This window comes from Mesorhizobium sp. B3-1-7, from assembly GCF_006439385.1.
Classification (GTDB): Bacteria; Pseudomonadota; Alphaproteobacteria; order Rhizobiales; family Rhizobiaceae; genus Mesorhizobium.
This window is the reverse complement of sequence record NZ_VFTL01000046.1, coordinates 25,492-52,352: the sequence shown is the minus strand read 5'-3', so window position 1 is coordinate 52,352 and position 26,861 is coordinate 25,492. Positions and strand designations below refer to the sequence as shown.

The window sequence follows — 26,861 nt, the reverse complement described above, 5'->3', positions numbered from 1 at the left end:
GGATTCAGGCGACGCGCTTTAAGCCTTTGTTTTCATGCATGTCGTTATCGCAAAACCGCTGCACACTTTTGCGCGACATGCATTAGACTAGTGACGCCTTGTCGTGTCCTTCGGCTTTGAAACACCGGTTTCCGATGTCTCGTCGCGGACTTCGTGACGACGGGCTCGCAAGACGGCGTCATTCTCCTCGATGGCCTCTCCGGTCGCATCGGCTTCGGCACTGGCCTTCTTGCCCCGTGGACGCTTCGGCGGCGAAGCCGCAAATCCCGGGCCTTCGCCGTGCGGCGCATCTTCGGGCACGCCCTCATGCGCGGCATGCTCCTTGTCGAACTTGATGACCGGCTCCATCTTCGCCAGCACGTCGTCGGCAAGCCAGCACAGACTCATATGGCCGTCGCCGAGATTCTTCACCGGCGGCACCTTGGTCTCGCACAGATTGTCCGGCACCAGCTTCTTGTAACCGCAGCGCGTCTGGAACGGGCAGCCGGTCGGCGGGTTCATCGCCGACGGGATGTCGCCTTCGAGCACGATATGCTTCTTGACCACGCTCGTGTCGGCGATCGGGATCGCCGACAGCAGCGCCTCGGTATAGGGGTGGTAAGGCGGCGAGAAGATCTGGTCGGTCGTCCCCTGCTCGACGATATAGCCGAGATACATGACGACGACGCGGTCGGCGATGTAGCGCACCACCGACAGATCGTGGCTGATGAACAGCATCGTCGTCTTGTTCTTGCGCTGGATATCCATCAGCAGTTCGGTCACCGCCGCCTGCACCGAGACATCGAGCGCCGAGACCGGCTCGTCGGCCACCACAACCTTGGCGTCGCCGGCAAAGGCGCGCGCGACGCCGATGCGCTGCTTCTGGCCGCCCGACAGCTGGCGTGGCTTACGGGTCTCGAAGGCGCGCGGCAGCTTCACCAGGTCGAGCAGTTCCAGCATGCGCTGGCGCCGCTCGGCGACATTCTTGCCGACCTTGAACTTCTCCAGCGTGCGGATGATCTGCGAGCCGACGCTGTGGCTGGGGTTCAGCGTGTCGAACGGGTTCTGGAACACCATCTGGATCGAAGACACGGTCTCGACATTGCGGCTCTCGACGCCGGTCGACTGGATCTCCTTGTTGCCCAGCGTCACCGTGCCGGAACTGGCGGTCTCCAGTCCCAGAAGCACCTTGGCGAGTGTCGACTTGCCGCAGCCGGATTCGCCGACGATCGCAACCGTCTCGGATTCGCGCGCGGTGAACGAGATCGTCTCGTTGGCCTTGACGACGCGGCCTTCGCTGGAGCCGAACACCTCGCTGCCGCCAACCCTGTAGTATTTCTTGAGATCGTCGATCTTGAGCACCGGGGCGCCGGGCTCGACCTTCTCATTGACCTTCTTGGCGCCGGGCGGCAGCGCCTCCCAGTCGATCTCGTTGAACCGCACGCAGCGCGAGAAATGCCCCTCATGGCCGTCGACCGGGATCATCGGGATTTCCGCGGCGTTGCAGACGCCCTCGACGAAATGGTGGCAGCGCGGGCCGAAATTGCAGCCCTTCGGCCGCTCGTGCGGCAGCGGCAACTGGCCGGGAATGGAGATCAGCGGCCGTGAGTTCTTGTCGGCGCCGGGCAGCGGGATCGAGCGGAACAACCCTTGCGTATAGGGATGGCGCATCCGGTCGAACACATCCTCGATCTTGCCGGTCTCGACCGCCTCGCCGGAATACATCACCGTGATCTTGTCGCAGGTCTCGAGGATGAGACCGAGATTGTGCGACACGAAGATCATCGAGGTGCCGAACTTCTCGCCCAGCCCCTTGACCAGCTCGACGATGCCGGCCTCGACGGTGACGTCGAGCGCCGTCGTCGGCTCGTCGAGCAGCAAGAGCGCCGGCTTGGACAGCAGCGCCATAGCGATGACGATGCGCTGCTGCTGGCCGCCCGACAGCTGGTGCGGATAGGAGCGCATCATGCGCTCGGGATCGGGCAGCCTCACCGCCCGCACCATCTCCAGCGCGCGATTATGCGCCTCTTCCTTCGACACCTTGTCGTGGATCAGCGGCACTTCCATCAGCTGCTGGCCGATTTTCATCGCCGGATTGAGGCTCGCCATCGGCTCCTGGTAGATCATGGCGATCTTGTTGCCGCGGATGGAGCGTAGCTCCTCCTCGGAGAGCTCGCCCATGTCCTTGCCCTGGAACTTGATCTTGCCGCCGACGATCTTTCCGATGTTGGAAAGGTCGCGCATGATGCCGAGCGACACGGTCGACTTGCCGCAGCCGGATTCGCCGACGATGCCCATCGCCTCGCCGGGCATCACCGTGCAGGAAAAATCCATCACGGCCGGGATCTCGCCCTTGCGGGTGAAGAAGGAGATCGAGAGGTTCTCGATCTCGATGATCGGCCCATTGGTCGGCTTGCCTGGATCTCGAACTGCCTCGTTCATGGGTCGCTCCAATCCTTGGTTCTTGGAAGATGGGGCCGAAAGCCCCGCCATCAATCCTTCATCGACTGTTCACGCAGCGAATCCGCCAACAGGTTCAGCCCCAGCACGAACGACATCAATGCGATCGTCGGCGGCAGCGCCGGGTGGATGAAGGAACGCAAGAGGCGGCTGGCGTCCTTGATCGCGGTGCCCCAGTCGGGGCTCTCCGGCGCCAGGCCCAGGCCGAAATAGCCGAGCGTTCCGAGCAGGATCGTCGTGTAGCCGATACGCAGGCAGGCATCGACGATCAGCGGACCGCGCGCGTTGGGCAGGATCTCCCACAGCATGATGTACCAGGGCGATTCACCGCGCGTCTGCGCCGCCGCAACATAGTCGCGCGTCTTGATGTCCATGGTCAGACCGCGCACGATGCGGAACACGCCGGGGCTGGAAGCGAACACCACCGCCACGAAGATGTTGAGCTGGTTCGGATCGATGTGGACGATATGGAACGGATCCTTGTCGAAGACGAGGCCCGCATAGATCCAGCCGCCGACCACCAGCGTGATGCCAAGCAGGATATAGAGCCGATCCGGCCGGTTTTTGAACCGCGTCCAAAACAGGACGCTGAAGAAGATGATCGGGAACAGGAAGAACAATCCCGCCATCGCATAGGGGATCGGCGTGTCCATGATGCCCGGCGTCACCAGCAGGTAGAACAAGAGGATGACCGGGAAGGCCAGCACCAGATTGGCAAGGAACGACAGCAGCGTGTCGATCTTGCCGCCATAGTAGCCGGCCGGCAGGCCGAGCGTGATGCCGACCATCAGCGCGAAGCCGGTGGCGGCCGGCGCGATGATCAGCACGATCTGGCTGCCATAGACCATGCGCGAGAACACGTCGCGGGCAAGCTTGTCGCCACCGAAATAATAGACGAGCTTCGATGCCGGCTCGATCGCGCCGGGCAGCGTGTCCTTCATCACCGAGATCTGCGCCAACGGGTCGAAGGGCGAGATGGTCGAGGCGAAGATCGCCGTGAACAGCCAGAACAGGCAGATGAAGACGCCGGCGATGCCGACGCCGCTGTCGAAAAGCTGGCCGTAGAGGCCGAGTCGCTTCTTGTAGGTAAAGCTGGCGCCCATCACCAGGATGAGCCCGACCCACACCGGCCAGAACCGCCAGAGCACGCCGATAACCACGTCGAAGGCGCTGATATATTCGGTTTGCATCGGCCCCTGCCCCTACTGAACCCTGATACGCGGATTGAGAAACGCGTAGCCGACATCGGAAATGAGCTGCGTGATCAGCACGATGAACACCGAGACCAGCGAGCAGCCGAGCAGCAGATCGATGTCGTTGTTGCCGGCGGCTTCGACCAGCGTGTAGCCAAAGCCCTGGTAGCGGAACATCACCTCGACGATGACGACGCCGGTGAGCAGCCACGGGAACTGCAGCATGATGACGGTGAAGGGTGCGATCAACGCGTTGCGCAACGCATGCTTGATGACCACGCTGCTGAAGGACAGGCCCTTCAGCCGGGCGGTGCGGATATATTGCTGCGTCATCACCTCGACCATCGAGGCGCGTGTCATGCGCGCGATATAGCCGATGCCGTAGATCGCCAGCGTGATCACCGGCAGCGTGAAATTGTAGAAGGTGATGCCTTGGCTGGCGGATGCAGCCGAACCGTTCAGCCAGCCGAGCCAGGAGGCGAAGATGACGGTGAAGATGACGCCCGACACATATTCGGGCGTCGCCGTCGAGGCGATCGAGGCCACGGACAGCACACGGTCGGTGCGCGAGCCTTCGCGCATGCCGGCGAGAATGCCGATCAGCAGCGAGATCGGCACCATCACCGCCAGCACCCAGAACATCAGCAATCCGGTGGCGCCGAGGGCCGGGAAAAGCTTGGCCCCGACCGTCGTCTTGAACTTGGTCGAGCAACCGAAATCGCCCTGCAGAACGCCGGAGAATGTCGGTTCGATCGGGTCGTTGCAGAAGGAGAAGCGTTGGGTCGTCTTGCCGGTCGCCGGATCGGTGATCGGATGCTTCGGCAGGACGCCCAGCCACTGGCCGTAGCGCACGAAGAAATTCTGCCGGTAGCCATGGTTGACCAGCCAGCTTTCAAGCTGGTCGGCGGGCGTGTGCATCTCGGTCTGGCTGATCGCCAGTTTCTTGAGATTGGGCTCGAGATTGACGAGAAAGAACACGACCAGCGTCAGGCACAGCATCGTGAGCAGTATGGTGCCGATGCGTCTGGCGATGAATGAGAACATGCGCGCCCCCTGCCGGCCGGGTTGGGGTCAGATAGGCTCAACCCTGTTTCGAAAAGCGGATGAGGCCCCGCCACCGCCGCAGGATATGCAGCCGCGACGAAGCTTGAGATACGAGGGGCCGCGGCCCCTCGTATTCATCACGCCATGGATCACGCCTGGTCGAGCCAGACCTTGCCGAAGTCGTGCTCGTAGGTGGGGTGCATCGAGTGGTTCTTCACCTCGGGCTTTATGTTGATGTAGAGCTTGCGCCAGTAAGGTTGGATGATGATGCCGGAATCCTGCAGCGTCTGCTCGATGTCCTTCATCACAACCTTGCGCTTCTCCGCATCGGCGATGCCGAGCGCCTCGTTCACCTTCTTGTCGAAGTCCGGGTTGGCGTAAGCGGTCTCGTTCCAGGCTTCGCCGGAGCGGTAGGCGATGGCGATGACCTGGATGCCCAGCGGACGCATGTTCCAGTTGGTTTCCGAGAACGGATACTTCGTCCAGTCGTTCCAGAAGGTCGAGCTCGGCAGCACGGTGCGCTTCACCTTGATGCCGGCCTCGCGCAGTTGGGCCGCGATCGCGTCCGTGGTGTTCTTGTGGTAGTCCTCGTCGTTGCTGATCAGCTCGTGCTCGAAATCGATCGCGCCGGCTTCCGTCAGCATCTGCTTGGCCTTGGCGATGTCGCGCTTGACCTCCGGCAGCTTGACATACTCCGGATGGATCGGCGCGACATGGTGGTTTTCGGCCGGCGTGCCGGCATTGCCATAGCCGAGCTGCAGCACGGTGGCGTTGTCGACGGCAAGCAACATCGCCTGACGAACCTTCTGGTCGTCATAGGGCTTCTTGGTGACGTTGAAGCGAGACACAACCGTGGCTGCCGTCACGACTTCCGAAACCGGCGCGCCGACATCCGCGATGATCTTGATGTAGTCGGCGGTGGTTTCGTGGTTGGTCTGGACTTCGCCCGACTCGAAAGCCGAGACGGTCGCCGCCGGATCGGTGCCGTAGTCGATGAACTCCACGCCGTCGAGGAAGGCCTCGCCCTGCCACCACTTGCCGGTCTCGCGACGCTTGTAGACCACCTTCTGGCCGACGTCGTAGGAGACCAGCTCGAACGGACCGGTGCCGATCGGGCAGTTCTTGAAGTTGGCGCCCTTCTCGTCGAAGGTCTTGTGCACGACCAGCGCCGGGTAGTCGCACAGGTTCGGGATGATGGCGATGTCGGGCTTGGACAGCTTGAGCTTGACCGTCATGTCGTCGACCTTGACGACCGAGCCGTCGCGCAGCTTCTTGGTCGTGTCGTCGACGAGGCTGCCGAGGCGGCCAGGCATCGAATTGCCTTCCGCGCCCTTATCGGCCCAGCGGGTGAAATTGTAGATCACGTCGTCGGCGGTGAACTTGTCGCCATTGTTCCACTCGACGCCCGGCCGCACATGCAGCGTATATTCTGTGGCGTCGTCATTGATGTCCCAGCTCGCCAGCAGGTACGGCGCGAAGGTGTATTCCTTGGTGTATTTCACCAGCGGCTCGAGCGCCTGGCGCTCGGCATTGGAGATTTCGGACCAGTCGGCCGTGCGCGGATCCTTCGGATCCTTGATCGACATCGCGACCTTGATCACGCCGCCCTTCTTGCCCTGCACGTCCTCGGCCCGGGCCGGGGTAGGCGCGGCGAGGCCGAGCATGCCATAGGCCATTGCCGTCGATGCGCCGAAGACGCTTGCCAAAGCCAGAAACTCGCGGCGGTCCACGCCGCCCGATTTGGCGTCTTCGGCCATTTTCAGGATGTGATCCGGAACACGGTCACCATTGCTCTTGTAGATTGCCATGACTTACTCCCATTGTTGGCTTTCCGCCTTGTAACATTCCGCATCCAAGCCGTGATGTCAAAACACGGTGTGAAGTGGGAACATGTTAGGGAATGTGCATCTTTGGTTGCAATACGGTTCGCGCGATAGCGACAGTCTTGACGCAAATTTGTTAGCGTGAGGCGGATTTTCCCAAAATTCGTCGCGGGCGATTAAATCAATACATTTTATGAGGATTAGGGGCTCTGTGGCCGTGGCGAGCGGCCGCTTCGACTGGCCTTGGAAGGGCCGCGCAGCCTCAATATTCGCGTTCGTAGAAGACGCCGCCCTTTGCTTCGCCGGCGTCATTGGCCTCGCCGCGCAGCTTCACGCCGCGGCCGACATTGAGGTCGATCGTGGCCTTGCCGGAGCCAGGTTTGTCGCCCTTCTGTATGGTCACATAGGTGCGGTCGTTGAGGTACTTGCCGGCCGAAACCGCGGTGCCGCCCTTCTCGTCCGTCGTCACGTCGAGATCGTCGACACCGATGGCGCTCTGCAGGTTCTCGAGCAGCGACGTCGATCCGCCGACGCCAGCCAGCTGCGCGGCGGCGCTCGCAAGCTGCGCGATCTGCAGCGGCGACAGTTTGGACATGGATTGGCCAAAGATGAGCTGCGCCATCACCTCGTCCTGGGGCAGCGCCGGCACGGAGGAGAAGGTGAACTTCGGATTGGTCGCCTCGCCCGACACGAGGATCGTGACCGTGGCGCTGCTCGTCGTCGTGGTCGCCGTCATGTTGAGATAGGGCACCAGCGACCCCTGGAACCCGATCGTGCCCTCGGTGAAGGTCAGCCGCTTGGAGAGGATAATCAGCCGTCCGCGCTGCAGGGTGAAAGTGCCTACCGCCTGCGGCGCCGAGGCAGGGCCCGTCAACTTCAGCGAGCCGCCGAGTTCGGCATCGACGCCCCTGCCCTGAATGAAGATCTGGTTCGGCGCGTTGACCGTCACGTCGAGCGTCAGGCCGCTGCCGCCGTTGCTGCTGCCGCTGGACGTCGCCGGACGCAGCGCCTTGTCCTGCGCCCGCACCGAAGCCGGCGCGTTCTTGTGCTTGACATCCAGCGCCGAAAGCGAGCCCGGCAGCTTTTCCGGGACGGTGATGACCGTCCTCGCCAGGTTGATCGTGCCGGCGATCACCGGCGCCGAGACGAGCGGGCCCTTGACGGTCAGGTCGCCGCCGAGATTGGCGGTCACCACCCGGCCGTCGGTGTAGCGGCCGTCGGTGAGCTTGACCGACAGATCGGCCGGGAAGCCTTGCGCCGGTGTGATGCCGACGGTACCGCTTGCCGACAGGTTGCCGCGCGTCGACAGCTTTCCGGTCAAGCGGTTGATCCTGGCGACGCCGCCGCCAATCGCGACGTCGGCGGCGATATCGTTGACCGCCAGGCCGGAGCGGGCATCGATAAGGCGCGAGCCGGATGTCGTGACTTTGCCGCTGATCACCGGCGCGGATGCAGGGCCGCGCACCTGCACATCGACATTGGCGGTGCCGTTGAGCGCCAGACCTTGAGCGGCGAGCTTGGCGGCAAGGAAGGAAAAAGGCACCTTGCCGTTGAAGTCGAGCGCCAAGGTGGGCGTGCCTGCCGTCGCAACCGTGCCGCCACCCTTAAGGCCGAGGCCGGCGCCGTCGCTGATGTTGGCGTCGAAGGCGAGCTTGTTGCCGGCGAAGGTTCCCGACGACGACACATTCATGCCGCCGAGGCCGGCGCTGCGTGTCTGCGAGGTCTGCACGCCGGAAGCATCGATGTTGAAGGCGACCGAGGGGGTCGAAGGCTGGCCGGTGACCTTGACCGTGCCCGAGATCGAGCCGGCCGCGTCGAGACCCGGCGAAAAGCTGTTGGCGAGCGAGATCGGCACCCTCGCCAGGTTGGCGTTGATGTCGAGTGCCTGCGCGACCTTGCCCGTCACCGTCGCCGTGCCGCCGCCGAGATTGAGCACCAGCCGGTCGAGCGTCGTCACGCCGTTGGCGACAGTGATCGTCGAGGCCTGCGCGATCGCGGCCTTGATGCCCTGCACGGTCGCCTGGCCAGAGGCGAGCTCGACGGTCGTCGTGCCGTTGGCGACCTTCACGCGGCCGGCGGCTTTGGCCGGGATGTTCTTGACGGTGGCGGCGCCGGAAAAACCGGTCCAGTCGCCGTCGCGCTTGAGATCGACATCGATGCCGGTGATGGCGGTGCCGCCGGACGTCACGCTCTCGGCGCGCACCGTGCCGGCAATGACGGGTGCTGCCATATAGTTCGCGATCTGCGCGTCGATGGCGACATTCCTGGCCGAGAGATCGCCGCGCTTGATCTCCGAGGTGTTCGCCTTGACCGCAACGTTGGGTCCGTTGGCCGCCTTGGTGAAAGCGATCGTGCCACGCACATTGCCCTCGGCCTTTTCCAGGGCCAGCGCGGCGAGCGGCCCGATATCGGGCAGGTCGAGCGAAACGGTGCCGACCGGCACGAAGGCATCGTCGAGGATGAGGTCGCCGGAGATCTTGTTCGGACCGAGCGACAGCAGAAGCCCGTTGATCGCGCGGCTGCCATTGGTCGTGGCGAGCACCGCGCTGCCCTCGAGGTTTTGTCCGGCGACGTTGCCGGTGAGCTGTACATTGGCCGCCGGATTGGCGGCGTCGGCCTTGCCGGTGGCCGTCAGCTTCAATCCGGTGATCTCGCGCGCCGCCACCGAAAGCCGGTCGCTGCTCACCGTCATCGACAGGTCGGGCGCGGTAACCAGGCCTTGCGCATTCAGGGCAAAGGCAATGGCGCCCTTGGCGTCTTTCGAGAGCCCTGAAACGTCGTTCAACGCGCCTCTGATCCCGGCGGCCAGCTTGCTGTCGGCAAGGCTCGCCTGGCCATCGGCGGTGAGCGCGCCCGAATTCAGCTTCAGCCCGTCGACATTGACATTGCCATTGGCATCGCGCTTCAGCGAGGCGCTCAACGCAGCGCTCTCGCCAAGCATGCCGCGTACCGCCGCCGGCAAGGCTGAAGAGGCGACATTGGCGTTCATATTGAGGTAGACCGAACCGTCGCCCAGCGATATCCGGCCGGCGACCTGGCTGTTGAGCGCATCGCTTCTCAAGGAGCCGCTGTCGACGGCAACGGCATCGGTCGTCAGGCGGCCATTGACCTTGGCCGTGACCTTGCCGGCGATCAGCGGCGCGATCGTCGGATTGTCGAGGCCAATCCTGTCCACCGACACCGTGCCGGAAACCTGACCTGCCCGCCCCTTGAGGTCGAAGGCATCCGAATGCAGCGCCAGGATGAGGCCGTCGACCGTCGCCTGGCTGGCGGCAATGGAAGGCAGGATCGCGGACACATCGAGCCGCGCCTGCGTGCTTTCGCCCGCCATCTTTGCCGACAAGGACTGGACGGCGATCTTGACCGGGCTTTGGGCGCTGCCGACGGTCAACGGCAGGCTGGCTCCGGATGAGGTAAGATCGAGAGAGAAATCGCTGGCGCCGTTCGGGTTGAGAGTGCCGGCGGCCTTGCCTGAAATCCCTTCGCCCGAAAGCGTGGCGTGGTCCAGGGCGACGCCGCCCGCCAGCGTGTAGGTACCGGCAGCGTCCAGATCCAGCGGCCCGAGCCCCGCCTGCCTGGTCTGGCTGGTCTCGGCGCCCGCCAACTTCGCGTCGAACTGAATGTCGGGATTGGACGATGGACCCGTGACGTGTGCCGTGCCTTCCAGCGTTCCGGCCCCGTCGAGGCCGGGCACGAAATCGTTGGCGAGTGCCAGCGGGAGGTTGGCGAGATTGGCCGTCAGGTCCAGTGCCTGACCGGCGCTGCCGGAAACCGTCGCCGAGCCGCCGCCGAGATTGAGCGCGAGCTTCTCGATGGCGGTCACGCCATTGGCGATGGAGAGGCTGGAAGGCTCGGCTATTGCCGCCTTGATGCCACGCACCGTCGCCTCTCCGGAGGCGATTTCCACGCTTGTCGTGCCGTTGGCGATCTTCACGCGCCCGGTGGCGGTGGCCGGAATGCCGGACGCCGTCGCGCCTCCGGTAAAGTTCGTCCAGTCGCCGTCGCGCCTCAGATCGATGCCGATGCCGCTGATGACCGTGCTGCCGGAACTGACGCTGTCGGCCTTGATGGTGCCCGAGATCGCCGGCCCCTTGAGGTAGTTGGCGATCAGCGCGTTGACGGTGATCGTCTTTGCCGCCAGCTCGCCGCGCGCGATCGACGTGCTGGCCGCATTGATGGTGACGGTCGGCGCCTCGCCGTCCTTGGCGAAGGCGATGGTGCCGTTGATGTCGCCGGTGGCGCTCTGATTTGCGAGTGCCGCAAGTGGCCCGATGTCGGGCACGGCAAGCGTCAATGTGCCGAGCGGCAGGAACTTGTCGTCGAGCGCGAGATCGCCCGAAACCTTGTTGTCGCCGAGCGCCAGGCTCAGCCCCTTGATCGAGCGCTTGCCGTCGGCGGTCACCAGCGAGGCCTCGATATCCAGCGCCTGGCCCTCGGCGTTGCCGGTCAGCGAGATGTCGGCCGACGGATTGGCGATGTCGGCCTTGCCTTTGGCCGAGAGCTTGATGTCCTTCACCGTCCGGCCGGCGGCCGTGAGGCTGGCGCTGTCGGCTGACACCGTGAAATCCGGCGCCCAACGCGGGCCGCTCGTGCTCAGCGCGAAATTGACCCCGCCGGCAAGCGGCGTGCCGGCGAGCGATGACAGCGGCGAGACGTCGCCCAACGTGCCCTTGACGCTGGCCTGGATGTCCGAGCCCTGCATGCTGCCGGTGCCGCTGGCGCTGAGCGAGCCAGAGCTGATCTCCAGCGAGTTGGCGGCGAACGCGCCCTGCGGGTCGCGGGTCGCGGTCGCGGAAAACTTCACCCGCTCGCCGAGCAGTGAGCTGATCTGCGGCGGCAATGCGTTCGAGACGGCGTCGGCATTCATCTTCAGCGTCATCGACAGATCGGCGAGCGACACGCCCGCCGTCAGCGCCGCATTTAGCGCATCGCTACGCAAGGTGCCTTTCTCGATGGTCACGGTCTCGCGGCTGATCGTGCCGGAAAGATCCACGGCGAGCTTGCCGGTCACCAGCGGCGCCAGCGTCGCCACATCCGTCTTCAGGCCGGCGGCCGCGAGCTTGATGCTGACCGGACCGCTACGGTTCCCGATATCGAAGCCGTCGGAATGGATCTCGCCCGTAATATTGTTGAGCTGGGTCCCGCCGACGGCCACCGAGGTAAGCGACGTGCCGATATCGACCATCGGCGCCTTGCCGTCGCCAAAGGCGCGCACCGTTGCCTTTTCGACCGCGACCAGGATCGGTGCAGCGCTGTTGCCGACATCGACAGTGACCGGCTTGTCCTTGGCGGAGAGCTCGACGGCGAGGTCGCTGGCACCCCTCGGATCGACATTGCCGGTCGCGGCGCCGTGCACCGCATCGCTCTCTATGGTCGCGCGCTCGATATCGACCCCGCCCGACGTGGTCACTGTTCCGGCGAGGTCGAAGCTCGTCTTGCCGGCAAACAGCGCCTTTATCTTCTCCGGCAGGAACCCTTCGAACTGGCCGTCGCCCTTGGCCTCGATGCGGTGGCCCTTGTCGGTGAGTTGGTGCCGGCCGGTCAACTGGCTGACGATCCGTCCGTCGACCATGAAGGTGCCGACGCCGCTCCAGTTGGCTAAGGGTCCGCTGCCGGAAACCACGATGTTGATGGGCGGCGCATCCGGCAGCTTGAGCAGATTGGCGATGATGCCGCCCGCCGGCTCCGAAGCCTTGAGATCGAGGTCGAGCTTGTTGTCGGCCGGCGCAAAATGGATCTTGGCGTCGACATTGCCCTCTCTGCCGTCGTGACGGCTCACGTTCAGCACGCTCTCGATCGCCAGTGGCGATGGATCCGCCTTGAGCGAGCCCTTGGCGGCCAGCTCGGCGATGCCGCTGCCGGCTAGCTCCTGGCCAAGCGCGATCTCCGGCAGGTCGATCTGCTTGACGTCGATCGAAACCGGCAGGCTCGTCGAGCCGCTCTGTGATGGCTGCTGGCTTGGCTGTGGCAGCCGCGCCAGTTCGATGCGCCCGGCGGCAAAGCGATCGGCATCGAAATTCCAGGAGAGCAGCGCCGTCGGCGACCAGTCGAGCGCCACTTTGCGCGCCACCATCCAGGGGCCGGCGCGGTCTTCCAACACGACGTGGTCCACCCTGAGCGCGCCCGACCAGATGCCTTCGATGCCGCTGACCGTCACCTTGCGGTCCTCATTCGAAGCCATCTTCGATACCAAGCTGGCGAGATTCTGCCGGCCTCCTTCGGTGCCGGTCAGAACGACAAGCGCGCCGATCGCCACCACGAGCAGCACAAGCAGCGCGTAGAGGCAGATGCGGAGGATGCGCCAGACCATCTTCATCGTCAGAACGCCTGGCCGATGCCGGCATAGATGCCGAAATGCGGATCGCCCGGATCGCGGTTGAGCGGCACGGCAGCGTCGATGCGCAACGGCCCGAAGGGAGTAATATAGCGCAGGCCGACGCCGGCGCCGACCTTCACATTCGAGAAATCGGGGAAGGATTTGGTCGAGACCGTGCCGGCATCGACGAAGGGTACGATGCCGATCGTGTCGGTGACGCCGATGCGCATCTCGACTGAGGTCTCGAAGAAGGAGAGACCGCCGATCGGCTGGCCGTCGATATCCTTCGGGCCGATGCCCTGGTAGGAATAGCCGCGCACCGAGCCGCCGCCGCCGGAATAGAAGCGACGGTCGGCCGGCACGTTCTGCAGCCCGGTGCCGACGATCGAGCCCAGCGTCGCGCGCTCGGCGAGCACGAACCGGCTTGCCGTGTCGAGCGACTGGTAGGTGTAGCCCTCGCCCTTCAGCTTCAGGAAGGTCGCGCCGTTCAATATGTCGTAGCTCGGCTCGGCATAGGCAAGGAAGCGGAATCCCCTGGTCGGGTTCAGTTTGTTGTCGCGGCTGTCATAGACATATTGCAGCGGCACGCTGGCGATCAGATAGGTATGCTTGCCGAAGGCGTCGGTGATCTTCGAATAATCGAGGTCGAATTCGGCCGAGACCCGCTGCTTCTTGTCGAGGTCGTAGGAAACGCCGATGTCGCCCTTGACCGAGAAATGATCATAGGCATCGGGGTGCTCGAACACCGTCTTGATGCCGGTGAAGAATTTCGACGTCGGCCCGAGCACGCCGGGCTTCTCGAACATGACGCCGGCATTGTAGTTGAGCGCGGAAATGCTGTTGCTGCCGATGCCGCTGATCGAGCCGTCGATACGCAGCTTCTCCGCCTGTCCGAACAGGTTGCGGTGTCCCCAATAGCCTTCGAGCCCGAGGCCTTCCGTATTCGAGAACGTGCCGCCGATGCCGAAATAGCGTGGCTTGCGCTCGCTCACCTGGACATCGATCGGGATGTTGCCGTTGGCGTCGAGGTTGTCGCCTTCCTTGATGGTCACGCTGTTGAAGACTTCGAGCCCGAGCAGCCGGTCGCGGGCATCGTCGATCTCCTGCGGCGAATATTGCTGGCCTCGCTTCAACCCGGTCATGTATTCGGTGAAGTCGCGATCGACCTTTTCCGTGCCCTCGACTGTCGTGTCGCCATAGCCGGCGACCGGACCGGCCGCCACCGTCAGCGTCACGTCCAGCGTCGAGGTGGCGTGCTCGGCGACGATCTCGCGGTCCGTCACCTTGGCAAGCGGCCTGCCCTCTTCCTTCAGCGCCCGCACGATCAGCGCTTCGGCCTTGAGCACCGCGCCGGAGCCGGCATCGCCGCCGGCAATCAGGCCGAAATCGGCTGCCGCCAATCCCGCCGCATCACCCTTCAGCCGGATGTTGCCCAACGTGAATTTCGCTCCAGGGGAAACCGTGACGACCACCGGAATGGGCTGCGGCCCCTTGAACTCCGCATCCGGCGGCAACTCGTCGATCGACTTGCCGTCGATCGTGATGGTGACCACGCCCTCGTAGCGGGCATCGGCGTATAGGGCGGCGACCAGTTGTTCGCGGTCGCCGCGCGCCTTGGCCATCAGGCCGAGCGATCCCGACACCGGATGGTCCTCGTCGTTTTTCAGCGCCGAGGCATTTTCGAGCTTCTTGACCAGATCCTTGTCGGCGTCAGGCGCATTGATCGTCACCGAGTAGCGCAGCGGATCGACGACATCGGCATCCTCGTCCTTGGACGAACCCCAAAGCTTGATGCCGAAAATCTCGAAAGCCGCCACCTGCCGTACCTCCGCGGCCAGCATGGTCGAGCAGATGAGCGCGAAAAGCAGGGCGCGCGGAAGCCCGCGCCCTGGCGCGTACCCTCCTGACATCTGCGTTTCATGCGCCGGCATTAAGACAACCTAGTCGACAAAACTAAAATTGGAATGAAGTTCCGCAACGTTCGTAAAGGGGCCACAATCCAATTGTCTGAAATAGACTGGGCTTGGAATTCACACCTTTTGCGATTCCGCAAGAAAGTGTGATCCGTCTCACAGAGGTTCTGTCGAAATACCGGCCTTTGGCCGGCATGGAAACCGTTTGCGGGTGATAAACCTGCGGCGTTCCGGCGTTGACAAGCCTGCACGAAGCTTGATCATGCCCGGACGCTGGCGATGTCTGGAGGGTGGTATGGCAATGCGCGCGGCTCGTGGTCTCTCTTTCCTTCTCCTTGTCTTTTTCGCCTTCAGCGGCACGGCGCTTGCGGCCGAAGCCCGGCGAATCGTGACGACCGACAATTCCGACTATTTTGGCTTCGACCTGAGGTCGGAGCAGAATGTCAGCCTTGACCAGTGCAAGACCACGTGCCTCGGCGACCCGGCCTGCCGTGCCTTCACCTACAACACCAAGGCCAAATGGTGTTTTCTCAAATCCGACTATAACCAGTTGAAATCCTTCACCGGCGCCGTCGCCGGCAAGGTCGCGAATGTCGATGGCGACCCGGATATCGGCGCCCCGCCGGCCTTGGCCTTCTTCCCGAACTGGATGGCCGACCAGGCCCAGCAGTTCCGCAACCACCTGACCGATCCGGCCTATGACAAGCCGACCGAAGGGCTTGCTGCCCTGCAGGCGGCCGCCGAGCAGGCAGCACTTACCGGCGACCATCGCCTTGCCATGCAGAAATACCAGGCGGCCGTCTCCGTCCTGCCCGATGACGGCGCGCTGTGGCTGGCGCTGGCGCGCGAGATACTCGCCGTGGAGCCGGCCTCGAACACCACCGAACCCTCGACGTTCCCGATGAACGCCACCTCGGCGGCCTTCAACGCCTACAAGCTGGTGCGCACCGCAAAGACCCGCGCCGAGGCGCTGGCCCTGCTCGGCGCCGGCCTCGACAAGCGCGATCTGTACCGGCCGTCGCTGCAGGCCTATGAGGCGAGCCTTGCGCTGGTGAGCTCGCCCGCCGTCCAGGCCGACTATGCCGACCTCAAGGCGCGCAAGGGTTTTCGCGTCATCGAGCACACCGTCGATGCCGATTCCTCCTCGCCGCGCATCTGCGCCCAGTTCTCCGAGGAACTGGTCAAGACCGGCATCGACTATGCGCAGTTCGTGACCGTCGACAACGCCGCGCCCAAAGCCGTCGAGGCCAAGGACAAGCAGATCTGCGTCGAAGGCCTGGAGCACGGCCAGCATTATGACGTAACCTTCCGCGCCGGCCTGCCGGCCGCGATCGGCGAGACGATCGCCGCGCCTGTCGTGCTGTCGATCTACGTCCAGGACCGCGCTCCCTCCGCCCGCTTCACCGGCGACAGCTTCGTGCTGCCGGCCGGCGCGCGCCGCGGCATTCCGGTCGTCACCGTCAACATGAACGCCGCCAAGATGACGCTCTACCGCATCGGCGATCGTTCGCTGGCGCAGCTTCTGTCCGGTTATCAGTTCCTGCATCAGCTCGACGGCTATGATATCTCCACCATTTCCGACCAGATGGGCGCGCCCGTCTGGTCGGGCACGCTCGATATCGCCAATGATCTCAACAAGGAGGTTACCACTTCGTTTCCGGTGGACGAGGCGATCCCGCAGCGCAAGCCCGGCGTCTATGTGCTGACCGCGCAACTGGTCGACGACAAGAGCGACGATTACGGTTCACGCGCCACGCAGTGGTTCGTGGTCTCCGACATCGGCCTTTCCACCTATACCGGCCAAGACGGCCTCAACGTCTTTGCCCGTTCGCTGGGCTCGGCCAAGCCGATTTCCGGCGCCGAATTGACGTTGCTTGCCAAGAACAACGAGATACTCGGCACGGCGACCACCGACGCCGAGGGCCACGCCGTCTTCAATCCTGGCCTCACCCGCGGCGAAAACGGCATGGTGCCGGCCGTGCTGATGGCCAAGCAGGGCGACAACGACTTCGTCTTCCTCGACATGGGCAAGGCCGGCTTCGATCTTTCGGATCGCGGCGTCGAGGGGCGCGCCTCGCCAGGCGCGCTCGACGTCTTTGCCTGGACGGAGCGCGGCATCTACCGCGCCGGCGAGGACGTTCACGTCGCCGCCCTTGCCCGCGACGGCGCCGCGAAGGCGGTCGAGAACCTGCCGCTGACCTTCATCTTCACGCGTCCCGACGGCGTCGAGAGCCGCCGTGTCATCAGCAATGGCGAGTCCGCCGGCGGCCACGCCGTCGACTTGCCGCTCGAGGCCAACGCCATGCGCGGCACCTGGACGGTGTCGATCTACACCGATCCCAAGCAGGCGCCGGTCGCCAGCCAGATGTTCCTGGTCGAGGATTTCGTGCCGGATCGCATCGAATTCGACCTGACCGCCGACAAGAAGGAGATCGCCCAGGGCGAGACCGCCAACGCCACCGTCGACGGCCGCTTCCTTTACGGCGCGCCGGCCGCGGGCCTGGCGCTCGAAGGCGAGATGACTTTGTCGACCACCAGCAGCTGGGACAGCTTCAAGGACTTCACCTTCGGCCTGGCCGACGAGCAGTCGAGCGAGCCGACCGTGACGCCTCTCGCCAATCTTCCCGTGGTCGGCGACGACGGCAAGGCGACCTTCCCGGTCACCATCGACCAGTTGCCGTCGACCACCAAGCTGGTCAACGCCAAGGTCACCGTGCGCATGCGCGAGGCCGGCGGTCGCGCCGTCGAGCGCTCGCTCGACATCGGCGTTCGCCCGCAGCGCGACGTCATCGGCATTCGCCCCGATTTCGCGGATGATGAGGTGCCGCAAGGCGGCACGGCGAAGTTCAGCATCATCGCCGTCGACCCGAACGGCAAGCGCGAGGACCTCAAGGGCGCGCAGTGGTCGCTCGTCAAGGTCGAGCGGAACTATCAATGGTACCGTTCCAACAATTCCTGGAACTACGAGGCGGTGAACCTCACCAAGGCCGTAGCCAACGGCGCGGTCGACCTGAAGGCCGATGGCGAGGCGACGGTATCGCTGCCCGTCGACTGGGGCCGTTACCGGCTCGAGGTCGAGACGGCCGATCCCGACGGTCCGGCGACCAGCTATGAGTTCGATGCCGGCTGGTACGTCGCCTCGATCACCACCGAGACGCCAGACGGCCTGGAGATCGCCCTCGACAAGGATACTTACGCCGCCGGCGAAGTAGCCAAGCTGAAGGTCTCGCCGCATTTTGCCGGCGAACTTCTGGTCACCATCGGCGCCGAGAGGCTTTTGAAGACGGTCACCGCTTCGGTGCCGGCCGGCGGCAGCACCGTCGACATCCCCGTCGGCGACGACTGGGGCGCCGGCGCCTATGTCACGGCGACCCTGTTCCGGCCCGGCGACGCGCAGGAATCGCGCATGCCGGCCCGCGCCATCGGCATCCAATGGCTGTCAGTCGATCCGGGCTCGAAGAAGCTGGCGGTCAGCTTGACGCCGCCGGAAAAGACCTTGCCGCGCCAGCAGCTGTCGATCCCTGTCGCCGTCAACGGCGCCCAGGCCGGCACAAACGCCTATGTGATGGTGGCGGCCGTCGATGTCGGCATCCTCAACCTCACCAATTACAAGGCGCCCGACCCTGAGGACTGGTTCTTCGGCCAGCGCATGCTGGGGCTGGAGATCCGCGACCTCTACGGACGCCTGATCGATGGCTCGCTCGGCACCATGGGCAAGATACGCACCGGCGGCGACGGAGCGAACATGCAGGCGCAAGGCAGCCCGCCGACCGAAAAGCTGGTCGCCTTCTTCTCCGGCCCCGTCGAGCTCGATGCCGACGGCAAGGCGCGCATCGACTTCGACATCCCGCAGTTCAACGGCACCGTGCGCGTCATGGCCGTCGCCTGGACGAAGGATGCGGTCGGCCATGCCCACGCCGACGTCATCGTGCGCGATCCGGTGGTGATCACCGCCGGCCTGCCGCGCTTCTTGGCGCCGGGCGATGCGGCGACCATGCGCCTCGACATTGCCGACACCGATGGTCCGGCCGGCGACTATGCGCTGTCGGTCACCACGACCGGCGACCTTTCGACCGGCGACAAGCCGCTGCCCGAGAAGCTGACGCTCGCCCAGGGCAAGCGTCAGTCGCTCACCTTCCCGCTGGTCGCCAAGACCGCGGGCGACGCTTCCGTCACCGTCAAGCTCGCGCATGCCGGCGGCACTCAGGTCGAGCAGACGCTCTATCTGCCGGTGCGGCCGGCGCAGCTTCCGGTCACCAACCGCATGGTTGTCGACCTGAAGCCGCATGGCGGCTCGCTGCGGGTCGACAAGGAACTGCTTGCCGCAAGCGTGCTCGACGGCGCTTCGGTCAGCGTCGGCGTTTCGCAGTCGTCCGCGCTCGACGTGCCGTCGCTTCTGATGAGCCTCGACCGCTACCCCTATGGCTGCGCCGAGCAGACCACCAGCCGCGCGATGCCGCTGCTCTATGTCAACGACATGGCCAAGAGCATCGGCATGGAGAGCGATCCGGACCTGCACGGCCGCATCCAGGACGCGATCTACAAGGTCCTGTCCTATCAGGCGGCAAGCGGCAGCTTCGGCCTCTGGGGGCCGGGCTCCGGCGACCTGTGGCTCGACGCCTATGTCAGCGAGTTCCTGACCCGGGCGCGCGAGGAGAAATACGATGTGCCCGCGCTGGCGATGAACCAGGCGCTGAACAACCTGCAGAACTCGCTGGGCTACGACCAGGACGTCCAGGACAAGGGCAGCGAGATCGCCTATGCGCTCTACGTGCTCGCCCGCAACAAGAAGGCCTCGATCGGCGATCTGCGCTATTACGCCGACACGCAGATCGAAGCCTTCTCCAGCCCGATGGCGGTCGCTCAGTTGGCGGCGAGCCTCGCGCTCTACGGCGACACGCAGCGTTCGGAAGCCACCTTCCAGACGGCGCTGCGGCTGGCGCAATCGGAAACCGACTACGACTACTATCGCTCGGACTACGGCTCGCGGTTGCGCGACAGCGCGGCGATGCTGGCGCTGGCGGCGGAATCGAAGCCGGTGCCGAGCATCATGCCGCAGCTGATCAAGCTGGTGGGCGTGGCGCGCGCCGATGCCCGCTGGACGAGCACGCAGGACGAATCCTGGATGCTGCTCGCCGCGCGGGCGCTGAAGGAAGGCAATGATTCCATCATGCTTTCCGTCAACGGCGCGCCGCATTCGGGCGGTTATTCAGACCAGGTCGCTGGCAGCGACCTCGTCGACAGCCCCCTCACCATCGCCAACACCGGCGCGACGCCGCTGCAGGCGGTGGTCACCGCGGTCGCCGCGCCGGTCGAGCCGCTGCCGGCCGGCGGCGACGGCTTCACCATCGATCGCACCTACTACAAGCTCGACGGCACCGAGGCCAATGTCACGGAGGCCAGGCAGAACGAGCGCTATGTGGTCGTGCTCAAGGTCTACGAGCAGAACAAGTGGCCGTCGCGGCTCTTGATCACCGACCTGTTGCCGGCCGGCTTCGAGATCGACAATCCGAGCCTGGTTTCCAGCGCGCAATTGTCGAACTTCTCCTGGCTGGCGCAGACCGACGCCGCGCATCTGGAGTTCCGCGACGACCGCTTCGTCGCCGCCTTCAACCCGAACGAAGGCGACGGCGACCGCAACATCACGCTGGCCTATGTCGTGCGCGCCGTGACGCCGGGCACCTACGCCCATCCGGCGGCGACGGTGGAGGACATGTACCGGCCGCAATATTCGGCCCGCACCGCCACCGGCGTGATGGAGGTCAAGGCCGAGTAGCGATGAAAAGGTCACCGATATCTCCCTTCACCCCGTCTCTGGACGGGGTGAAGGTGCCGGTTCACCCTCCGAAGCTGCGGCGTCGCTGCTGCGAAGGACGGGCGGGCGGATGAGGGGCAGCACCGTGCTCTCCAGAAAAATCCTCAAACGAACCGCAATCGCAGGCCTTTGCCTCGCCGGATTCGCGGCGCTTTCGACCGCCGCGTTCTGGGAACTCGACCGCGCCTTTCCGCCGCCACTGCCGGCGAAGCTGACGGTCTCGACGGAGGTCCAGGATCGCGACGGCCAGTTGTTGCGCGCCTTCGCCACGCCGGACGGCTACTGGCGGCTCGAAACCCGCCTCGACCAGGTCGACCGGCAGTTCGTCGACATGCTGGTTACCTACGAAGACAAGCGCTTCTGGAATCACCGCGGCGTCGATCTGCTGGCGCTTTGCCGCGCAGCCGGCCAGCTCGTCACCAGCGGCCATATCGTCTCCGGCGGCTCGACCTTGTCGATGCAGCTTGCCCGGCTGATCGAGCCGCGCGACAGCCGCAGCCTCGGTTCCAAGCTCAAGCAGATGCTGCGCGCCATCCAGATCGAGCGGCGGCTGTCCAAGCAGGAAATCCTCGAACGCTACCTGACGCTGGCGCCCTATGGCGGCAACCTCGAGGGCGTGCGCGCCGCTTCGCTCGCCTATTTCGGCAAGGAGCCGAAGCGGCTCACCGTGTCGGAGGCTGCCCTTCTCGTGGCGCTGCCGCAATTGCCGGAAAGGCGCCGGCCCGATCGCAATCTCGACATTGCCCACGCCGCGCGCGACCGCGTGCTCACCCGCATGGTCTCGGCCGGCGCGCTCGGCGAACGCGAAGCCGCGCGCGCCGCGCTGGACGATGTTTCCGGCCTGCGCCGCAAGCTACCGGCGCTGGCCGCGCATGCCTCCTATGCCATGCTGCCCAAGGCCGTGCCCGGCAAGCCGCTGCAGCTCACAATCCGCAAAAGCGTGCAGCAAGGGCTGGAACAGGTGGCAAGGGATGCCGCCAGGAAGCTCGGCCCGAAACTGTCGGTCGCCATGGTCATGGCCGATGCGCGCACTGGCGACATTCTCGGCGAGGTCGGCTCCGCGAATTTCTTCGATGCCAGCCGTTCCGGCTGGATCGACATGACCAAGGTGGTGCGCTCCCCTGGTTCGACGCTGAAGCCCTTCATATACGGCCTGGCCTTCGAGCAGGGGCTGGTTGCGCAGGAAACCATCATAGAGGACAGCCCGGCCGATTTTGGCGGCTACCGTCCGAAGAATTTCGACATGGGCTACCAGGGCGATGTCTCGATCCGCCAGGCACTGCAATTGTCGCTCAACGTGCCGGCGATCCGCGTGCTCGACGCCGTCGGTCCGGCACGGCTCACGGCGCGCTTCCGCCAGGCCGGCGTCAACCCGATCCTGCCGGTCGACGAGGCGCCGGGCCTGGCGATCGGGCTTGGCGGCGTCGGCGTGACCTTGCGCGACCTGGTGCAGCTCTATACCGGCCTCGCCAATGGCGGCAAGATGCATACGCTGCATGACGGCACCGAGCCGGCCGATGCGGAGCGCACCACCGCAACGATCCTCGACGACCAGGCCGCCTGGCAGATCAACGACATCCTGTCCGGCGTGAAGCCGCCGGAAGGCGCCATGCAGCGCGGCATCGCCTACAAGACCGGCACCTCCTACGGCTATCGCGACGCCTGGTCCGTCGGCTTCGACGGCCGCTACGTGCTGGGTGTGTGGGTTGGCCGCGCCGATGCCAGCCCCATCCCCGGCCTGTCGGGCTATGTCTCGGCAGCTCCGATCCTATTCGAAGGCTTCGTCCGTTCCGGCCTTGCCAGCGTGCCGCTGCCAAGCCGACCGCCGGGCGTCTTCAACCCCAAGCGCGAGGAACTGCCGGTGACGCTCGCCCGTTTCGGCCCCGGATCGGATGGGCTGGTGCAGGCCACCGCCACGGAACCGGCACCGACCATCATCTTCCCGCCCAATGGCGCGCGCGTCGACCTCGGCACGAATTCCGCCGATGCCACGCCGCTGGTGCTGAAACTGCAAGGCGGCCGCGCGCCGTTCCGCTGGCTCGCCAACGGCAAGCCGCTCGCCGGCATCGATCGCCGCCGCACCGCGACCTGGCTACCGGACGGCACCGGCTATTCGACGCTGACCGTGATCGACGCGGCCGGACGCGCGGCGAGCGTGAAGGTGTTCGTCGAATAAGATGCGGCAAGCGATTCAGGAGATTGAGTTTCTCCGCCTGATATTCGGCGCGAGGCACCCCCCTCTGGCCTGCCGGCCATCTCCCCCGCGAGGGGGGAGATTATTCGCTTCGCGGCCTTCGCCAATCTTTGACGATGGCAGGAGAGGCGCGGCGCCGAAACTGCCAATCTCCCCCCTCGCGGGGGAGATGCCCGGCAGGGCAGAGAGGGGGGCCTCGCGCCGACCTTTGTCGGGAGCATTCTTCGCAGCGCTTGCGCTAGCAATCGCGAGCCCTCCCTCGGCTTACGCCGACCCCCTGCCCGCCGGCTTCGTCAGGCTCACCGATATCGACCCGACCATCCGCCAGGATGTCCGCTACGCCGGCCTTGAAAACTTCCTGCACCGCAAGGCCGACGGCTATGACGCGCCGGTCTGCGTCCTGACCGCACAAGCGGCCAAGGCGTTGTCGACCGTCCAGAAAGCAATAGCCGCCAAAGGCCTGACACTGGTCGTCTTCGACTGCTACCGCCCCGCGCGCGCCGTCGCCGACATGGGCAGATGGACAAGAGAGGGTGGCCAGCCCGATCCGCAATCGTATCCGACAGTCGAGCGCGGCGATCTCATCGCCAAAGGCTATATCGGCGAATTCTCCAGCCATTCTCGAGGCTCGACGGTGGACCTTGCTATCGCCGAGGCCGTCAATAAAAGCGAAGTTCATCCGGCCTGCGGTGCGCCGGACGGCGGCACGCTCGATTTCGGCACCGGTTTCGATTGCTTTGACCCAAAGAGCGAGACCGCCAGCGCCTTGATCGGCGCCGAAGCCACCGCGAACCGCAAAACGCTGCTGACCGCCATGCGCGCCGCCGGCTTTCGCAACTATGCGCGCGAATGGTGGCACTTCACGCTGGCCAAAGAGCCGTTCCCAAAACAGCGTTTCGATTTTCCGGTGACCGCGAACTAGAGCATGATCCCGAAAAGTGGGAACCGGTTTTCGGAGAAAGATCATGCTCCAACAAAGAGTTAGATCGTGACGGCGATTCAACGAAACGCCATCACGATCTAGCGCCGGCCTTGCCCGGCAGCCGGCTGCGCCTAGTTGGCCCCGACTGCCGAGGAAATGGTCGCTGTCCGAAATTGAGGACGATATTTTCCCGATTGCCGGCGGCTCGGCGAAAAATTGCTTCGAGGAGGCGAAAAAGGCAACATTCAATGCATCTAAATTCTATAAACTCGGTAGAGTTTGTGCAGTTCAACGGAGGCGGGAATGACCAATCCTCATTTCAGGAAACTGCTCGGCGCGCTCGTCGCCGCATCTGTCCAGTTCGGCACACTCGGTTTCGCGTTTGCGGATACGACCATTCTGAATGTGTCCTACGACCCGACACGTGAACTTTACAAAGCCTATGACGAGGCGTTTGCCGCGCACTGGAAGGCGGAGACCGGCGAAACCGTCACCATCCAGCAGTCGCATGGCGGATCGGGCGCCCAGGCCAGGGCGGTGATCGACGGCCTCGACGCCGACGTGGTGACGCTGGCGCTCGAAGGCGACATCAACGCCATCGTCTCGAAGACGAAGAAGATCAACCCGAACTGGCGCACGAAGTTCGAGAACAACTCGGCACCTTACACCTCCACCATCATCTTCCTGGTGCGCAAGGGCAATCCCAAGGGCATCCGCGACTGGAACGACCTGGTGAAGGACGGCGTCCAGGTGATCACGCCGAACCCGAAGACTTCCGGAGGCGCGCGCTGGAACTATCTTGCCGCCTGGGCCTATGCAAACGCCAATGACGGCAGCGACGAAGCCAAGACCAAGGAGTTCGTCGGCAAGCTTTATGCGAACGTCCCGGTCCTCGATACCGGCGCGCGTGGCTCGACGGTGACCTTCGCGCAGAAGGGCTTGGGCGACGTGCTGATCGCCTGGGAGAATGAAGCCTATCTCGCGCTCGACGAATTCGGCGCCGACAATTTCGATATCGTCTATCCGCCGACCTCGATCCTGGCGGAGCCGCCGGTCGCCGTCGTCGACGCCAATGTCGATGCCAAGGGCACGCGCAAGGTCGCGGAAGCCTATCTGAGCTGGCTCTATTCCAAGGAAGCCCAGACCATCATCGCCAAGAACCACTATCGCCCGGCCAAGCCCGACCTGGTGCCGGCCGAGGACCTTGCCAAGTTGCCGGCAGTCAAGCTGGTCACCATCGACGACCCGCAATTCGGCGGCTGGAAGAAAGCGCAGCCTTACCATTTCGGCGACGGTGGTATATTCGACCAGATCTACAAGCCGGCGCAGTGAGCCGGACGGCCGGTGAGCCTCACAGGCAGGCCGGCCGAATGCGACTGAGTAAAGCCATTCTGGTTTGAACAGAAGGGACGATCCAGAACAGCATGACCACAGCACCCGCCAAGGCGGGGTGGCGATTCAGACAGCCGAGTGTCATTCCGGGCTTCGGATTGACGCTCGGCTTCTCGCTTGCCTACCTCACGCTCATCATCCTCATCCCGCTTTCGGGGCTGGTCTGGCGTTCGGCAGCGCTCGGCTGGGCCGATTTCTGGGCGATCGCCGTTGACCGACGCACCCTCAACGCGCTGAAGATAAGCTTCGGCACCGCCTTCCTGGCGGCTGCCGTCAACGTCGTGTTCGGCACCGTCGTCGCCTGGGTGCTGGTCCGCTACCGCTTTCCCGGCCGCCGCATCGCGGACGCGATGGTCGACCTGCCCTTCGCCCTGCCCACGGCCGTCGCTGGCATCGCGCTCACCACGCTCTATGCGCCGAATGGCTGGATCGGCCATCTCCTGGCGCCGCTCGGCATCAAGGTCGCCTACACGCCGCTCGGTATCGTCATCGCGCTGGTGTTCATCGGCTTGCCCTTCGTCGTGCGCACCGTCCAGCCGATCATGGAAGAGATCGACAAGGAGGTCGAGGAAGCCGCCGCCACGCTCGGCGCCAGCCGTTTCCAGATCATCACCCGCGTGCTTTTCCCAGGCCTGGCGCCAGCGATCGTCACCGGCTTCTCGCTCGCCTTCGCGCGCGGCGTCGGCGAATACGGCTCGGTCATCTTCATCGCCGGCAACCTGCCCTTCAAGTCCGAGATCGCGCCGCTTCTGATCGTGATCAGGCTCGAGGAATACAATTACGAGGCGGCGACCGCGATCGCCGCGATCATGCTGGCGCTGTCCTTCCTGATGCTTCTGGTCGTCAATCTCGTCCAGACATGGAGCCGCAAGCGCTATGGCTGATCCCGAGATCAAATCCTACGAACCGCATCACGAGAGCCAGTCGGCAGCGGTGACCGAAAGCCGGCCAGTCAAGGCCGTGCTGATGGCAATCGCCCTCGCCTTCCTCGCCGTCTTCCTGCTTTTGCCGCTGATCGTCGTCTTCCATGAGGCGCTCGCCAAAGGCGTCGGCGCCTACACGGACGCCCTCTCCGGCCCCGACACGCGCTCCGCCATCCGCCTGACATTGCTTGTGGCGGCGATCTCGGTGCCGCTCAACGTCATCTTCGGCATCTCGGCCGCCTGGGCGATCGCCAAGTTCGAATTCAAGGGCAAGGCGTTCCTGACCACGCTGATCGACCTGCCCTTCTCGGTCTCGCCGGTCATCTCCGGCCTGGTCTATGTGCTGCTCTTCGGCGCGCAAGGGCTGCTCGGGGCCTGGTTGAAGGCGCATGGCATCGTCATCCTCTTCGCCGTGCCCGGCATCGTGCTGGCCACCATCTTCGTCACCTTCCCCTTCGTCGCGCGCGAATTGATCCCGCTGATGCAGGAACAGGGCAATGGCGACGAAGAAGCAGCACTGTCGCTGGGCGCCAGCGGCTGGCAGGCCTTCTGGTATGTGACATTGCCCAACGTCAAATGGGGACTGCTCTACGGCGTGCTTCTGTGCAATGCGCGCGCCATGGGCGAGTTCGGCGCGGTCTCGGTGGTGTCGGGCCACATACGCGGCCTCACCAACACCATGCCGCTGCATGTCGAGATCCTATACAACGAATACAACGCCGTCGGCGCCTTTGCCGTCGCTTCGCTGCTCGCCGGCCTGGCGCTGGTGACGCTGGTCTTGAAAACGCTTCTCGAGATGCGCTACGGCGCCGAGCTCGCCGCGACGCGCGGGCACTGAACACTACCTGTCGCCCAAGATTGCCGGCAATCTGGGAACAACGACAGCA

Annotated in this window: 12 protein-coding genes; 6 read left to right on the top strand and 6 right to left on the bottom strand. The window is 64.5% G+C overall.

Going from position 1 to position 26,861, the window contains the following annotated elements:
- Positions 1 to 87 precede the first annotated feature (87 nt).
- From FJ417_RS29220 to FJ417_RS29195, 6 genes are all read right to left on the bottom strand, one after another.
- Positions 88 to 2,421, bottom strand: coding sequence for an ABC transporter ATP-binding protein (locus tag FJ417_RS29220; protein WP_140785833.1), 2,334 nt, complete (start codon positions 2,419 to 2,421; stop codon positions 88 to 90).
- 50 nt (positions 2,422 to 2,471) lie between these two features.
- Complete coding sequence (locus FJ417_RS29215; RefSeq protein WP_140646108.1) at positions 2,472 to 3,629, bottom strand: ABC transporter permease; 1,158 nt, start codon at positions 3,627 to 3,629, stop codon at positions 2,472 to 2,474.
- 12 nt (positions 3,630 to 3,641) lie between these two features.
- Positions 3,642 to 4,676, bottom strand: coding sequence for an ABC transporter permease (locus FJ417_RS29210; RefSeq protein ID WP_140646109.1), 1,035 nt, complete (start codon positions 4,674 to 4,676; stop codon positions 3,642 to 3,644).
- Positions 4,677 to 4,825: 149 nt separating this feature from the next.
- The gene (locus tag FJ417_RS29205) at positions 4,826 to 6,484 is read right to left on the bottom strand and encodes an ABC transporter substrate-binding protein (protein ID WP_140659815.1); all 1,659 of its coding nucleotides are present in this window, start codon (positions 6,482 to 6,484) and stop codon (positions 4,826 to 4,828) included.
- A 277-nt stretch (positions 6,485 to 6,761) separates the two neighbouring features.
- The gene (locus FJ417_RS29200) at positions 6,762 to 12,815 is read right to left on the bottom strand and encodes a translocation/assembly module TamB domain-containing protein (RefSeq protein WP_140785832.1); all 6,054 of its coding nucleotides are present in this window, start codon (positions 12,813 to 12,815) and stop codon (positions 6,762 to 6,764) included.
- A gap of 2 nt (positions 12,816 to 12,817) precedes the next feature.
- Complete coding sequence (locus FJ417_RS29195; protein ID WP_140785831.1) at positions 12,818 to 14,746, bottom strand: autotransporter assembly complex family protein; 1,929 nt, start codon at positions 14,744 to 14,746, stop codon at positions 12,818 to 12,820.
- Between the two features lie 277 nt (positions 14,747 to 15,023).
- Between FJ417_RS29195 and FJ417_RS29190 the strand changes: the two genes are divergently transcribed.
- The 6 genes from FJ417_RS29190 (at position 15,024) to cysW (ending at position 26,812) form a co-directional block, all read left to right on the top strand.
- Positions 15,024 to 20,504, top strand: a complete 5,481-nt coding sequence (locus tag FJ417_RS29190) for an alpha-2-macroglobulin family protein (protein ID WP_140785830.1) — start codon at positions 15,024 to 15,026, stop codon at positions 20,502 to 20,504.
- A gap of 109 nt (positions 20,505 to 20,613) precedes the next feature.
- On the top strand, positions 20,614 to 22,719 hold the full coding sequence (pbpC, locus tag FJ417_RS29185; protein WP_140785829.1) for a penicillin-binding protein 1C: 2,106 nt from the start codon (positions 20,614 to 20,616) through the stop codon (positions 22,717 to 22,719).
- 226 nt (positions 22,720 to 22,945) lie between these two features.
- A complete protein-coding gene (locus tag FJ417_RS29180; RefSeq protein ID WP_246687581.1) occupies positions 22,946 to 23,659 on the top strand; it encodes a M15 family metallopeptidase in 714 nt (237 codons plus the stop codon).
- 303 nt (positions 23,660 to 23,962) lie between these two features.
- The gene (locus FJ417_RS29175; protein WP_140785827.1) at positions 23,963 to 24,991 is read left to right on the top strand and encodes a sulfate ABC transporter substrate-binding protein; all 1,029 of its coding nucleotides are present in this window, start codon (positions 23,963 to 23,965) and stop codon (positions 24,989 to 24,991) included.
- A gap of 92 nt (positions 24,992 to 25,083) precedes the next feature.
- Entirely contained in the window at positions 25,084 to 25,935 is an 852-nt protein-coding gene (gene cysT / locus FJ417_RS29170) for a sulfate ABC transporter permease subunit CysT (protein ID WP_140647976.1), read from the top strand.
- Positions 25,928 to 26,812 (top strand): sulfate ABC transporter permease subunit CysW, encoded by an 885-nt coding sequence (gene cysW / locus FJ417_RS29165; protein WP_140785826.1) that lies wholly within the window; start codon positions 25,928 to 25,930, stop codon positions 26,810 to 26,812. The genes cysT and cysW overlap by 8 nt, the downstream gene beginning before the upstream one ends.
- Positions 26,813 to 26,861: the final 49 nt, after the last annotated feature.